The 2510-nt window shown below is 63.7% G+C and carries 5 protein-coding genes; 3 read left to right on the forward strand and 2 right to left on the reverse strand.

What is annotated here, in order from left to right; genetic code table 11:
* Positions 1–222: 222 nt before the first annotated feature.
* The 3 genes from MOV75_RS34345 (at position 223) to MOV75_RS34355 (ending at position 1645) form a co-directional block, all read left to right on the forward strand.
* A complete protein-coding gene (locus MOV75_RS34345) occupies positions 223–600 on the forward strand; it encodes a TIGR02301 family protein (protein WP_246926489.1) in 378 nt (125 codons plus the stop codon).
* Positions 601–836: 236 nt separating this feature from the next.
* Positions 837–1103 carry a hypothetical protein gene (locus tag MOV75_RS34350; protein WP_028134933.1) on the forward strand — a complete coding sequence of 89 codons (267 nt, stop codon included), beginning with the start codon at positions 837–839 and terminating at the stop codon, positions 1101–1103.
* A 236-nt stretch (positions 1104–1339) separates the two neighbouring features.
* Complete coding sequence (locus tag MOV75_RS34355) at positions 1340–1645, forward strand: hypothetical protein (protein WP_246926490.1); 306 nt, start codon at positions 1340–1342, stop codon at positions 1643–1645.
* A 272-nt stretch (positions 1646–1917) separates the two neighbouring features.
* On the opposite strand, the gene MOV75_RS34360 is transcribed toward MOV75_RS34355, so the two are convergent.
* Together MOV75_RS34360 and MOV75_RS34365 are read right to left on the reverse strand one after the other, a co-directional pair.
* On the reverse strand, positions 1918–2073 hold the full coding sequence (locus MOV75_RS34360) for a hypothetical protein (protein WP_246926491.1): 156 nt from the start codon (positions 2071–2073) through the stop codon (positions 1918–1920).
* 89 nt (positions 2074–2162) lie between these two features.
* The coding region (locus MOV75_RS34365; RefSeq protein WP_247007559.1) for a septal ring lytic transglycosylase RlpA family protein at positions 2163–2510 on the reverse strand (348 nt) is incomplete at its 5' end.

The following is a 2510-nucleotide window of genomic DNA, read 5'->3' on the forward strand; positions in this document are numbered from 1 at the left end:
GGTCCGCGGGCTCCGCTGCACCTCTCCCGCCTGCGGGAGAGGTCGGCGCGCTCGGCAGCGCAATTGCGCGCCTGAGCGCGACCGGTGAGGGCTTTCTCCTCTTGGGGGTTCTCGCCCGCGGAGACACCCCTCCCCAACCCTCCCCCGCAAGCGGGAGAGGGAGCGCACCATCCGATTGGCCCGCCTTGCGTCCCCAGCCTCGAAGAGGCATACAGCCCGCCGATGTCCACGCGATTTCTCGCCATTTTTGCCCTGATTCTCGCCTGCGCCTCCGCGCCCACGAGGGCCCAGGACGTGGCGGCGCCGTTTGACGGCGATTTGCAGCGGCTGGCGGAGATCCTCGGCGGGCTGCACTATCTGCGCGGCATCTGCGGGGCCAACGAGGGCAACAAATGGCGCAACGAGATGCAGGCGCTGATCGATGCCGAAACCCCTTCCGGCGAGCGCCGCACCCGCATGATCGCCGGCTTCAATCGCGGCTATAACGGCTTCCAGCAGACCTACCGGAGCTGCACGCCGGCGGCAACGGTGGCGATCCGCCGCTATATCGAGGAAGGCTCGAAGATCTCGCGCGATCTGACGGCGCGCTACGCGAACTAGTCTCTCTCCACATGTCATTCCGGGGCGCGCGTAGCGCGAGCTATGGTGCGCAATTGCGCACCATAGCTCGCGACTTCGTGCCCCCCGGAATGACGAGCGGCCGGGAACTCTGTCATGGAGTTTGTTCACAGCCGTTAACCGTTCTTAAAGATGTGGCCTAGCGGTCGTTAGGGCCCGTGCTACACCTTTCGCACAGCGCATCGCCGTGGATCGCGCCCCAGCCCTGATCGAGTTTCATGAGCCAGCCGATTTCCTACGCCCCCGCACGCGCGCCGCTGCCCGATCACGAGCAGAAGCAGGCCGCACTGAGCTATCTCAACGAGGCCTGGGCCGAGGCGCGCCATGACGGCGTCGACGGCGACTGCCTGGCGCAGGCGAGTCTGTTTGCGGCCTTTGCCGAGCTCGTCGGCACCTATGGCGAGGACGCGGTCGCCAAGTTCGTCGAGGGCTTTCCCGGCCGCATCCGCAACGGCGAATTCTCGGTCGACATCTGCAGGCAGTAGGCCCTGCCGAAAAATGACCCCGCCACGCGGGCGGGGCCAGTCGACGGATGAATGACTTTGCGAACGGGATTTGGCGAACAGGTTCGCGAAGTCTGCCGCGTTTATCGCACGGAAGCCGCGTTGCGCGGACAAGCATTAGTCTCGCGATCGCCGGGAGATATTCCCGCTGCGATTGGAACCTTTGTCCGGTTTTTCCCGTTGTGGGAAGATCGGAAGCCAAGGCGTGAGTGCCTCAGATGCTTGAAGCCGGCGTGCCCTCTCCTGTTGTGCCCTATGGTGCAGATCAGACCCTGTTCGTGGTCATCGATCGCCTCGACGAGGCGACGGAGATTCGCATCGAACGGAGCGATCTCGAAGCCACGATCGGCGAGCTCGTCGCCGGCTGCTTCAACGACCCCATCAAGGTGATTTCGTTCAACACGCTCGAACACTGGATGAAGGACATCTCGACCGTTGTCGCCGGCGAGATCCGGGCGCGCTGCGACATCGACGGCACGACGATGCCGGACTATCTCAGCGACTTCGTCGAGAGCCACAGCTGATCGCGCGTCGTCGCACCAACGACACTCAGATCGCAGGCAACAAAAAGCGCCGCTTCCGCGGCGCTTTTCGTGTGAGTCACTTAATGCTCAATGGTGCCAGAACAATGCCAGCAGCAAGACGATCGGCAGCGGCACGCCAAGCAACCAAAGCAAAGCACCTCGTCCAAAACCCATGATGTCCTCCTCTCGTATCGCCGGGAATACGCCCGGAGAAAAGAGAAGTTCCGCGCCTCGCAGCGAGGGCGAATGCAGTCAGAGCATGGAACGCGGGGTTATGCGCTGCGGTGCTTGCCGGCGATGACCTCGATCTCGCGGCGGCGCTCGCCGGCAAAGCTCAGGAGCTTTTCGATCGTCAGCGTATCCGTGATCCGTTTGGCGAGCCGCTCGGCGCGCGCCGCCTGATCTTCGAGATACTGGATCGTGTTCAAGCGCCACCTCCCCGAAAGCCCAGAATTGTTGGACAGGTATGGTGCGACAGAGCAACTAACAGCCGGTTAAGCGCCGCGATGGCGCCAGCTCATTGCACGACGTCCAGCCTGACATTGGTGATGCCCTTGTCGACCATGCCGAGCGCCTCTGCCGCGGAAGGAGAAATGTCGACCACACGCCCGCGAACATAGGGACCGCGATCGTTGACCCTGACCGTGACGAAGCGACCGGAGTTGGTATCGGTGACGCGCAACTTGGTGCCGAATGGCAGGGTGGGATGCGCCGCGGTCAACTCGTTCTTGTCGAACCGCTCGCCGCTCGCGGTCTCCGTATCGGAATAGAAGCTGGCGACGCCATGCGAAGCGGTCTGCTTTGCGTCACCGGCGGGGACGCGCGCCCGGCTGATCGGGCGTGGGTGCAGCGCCGCCACACGGTG

Source organism: Bradyrhizobium sp. PRIMUS42 (assembly GCF_023006515.1).
Lineage (GTDB): Bacteria > Pseudomonadota > Alphaproteobacteria > Rhizobiales > Xanthobacteraceae > Bradyrhizobium.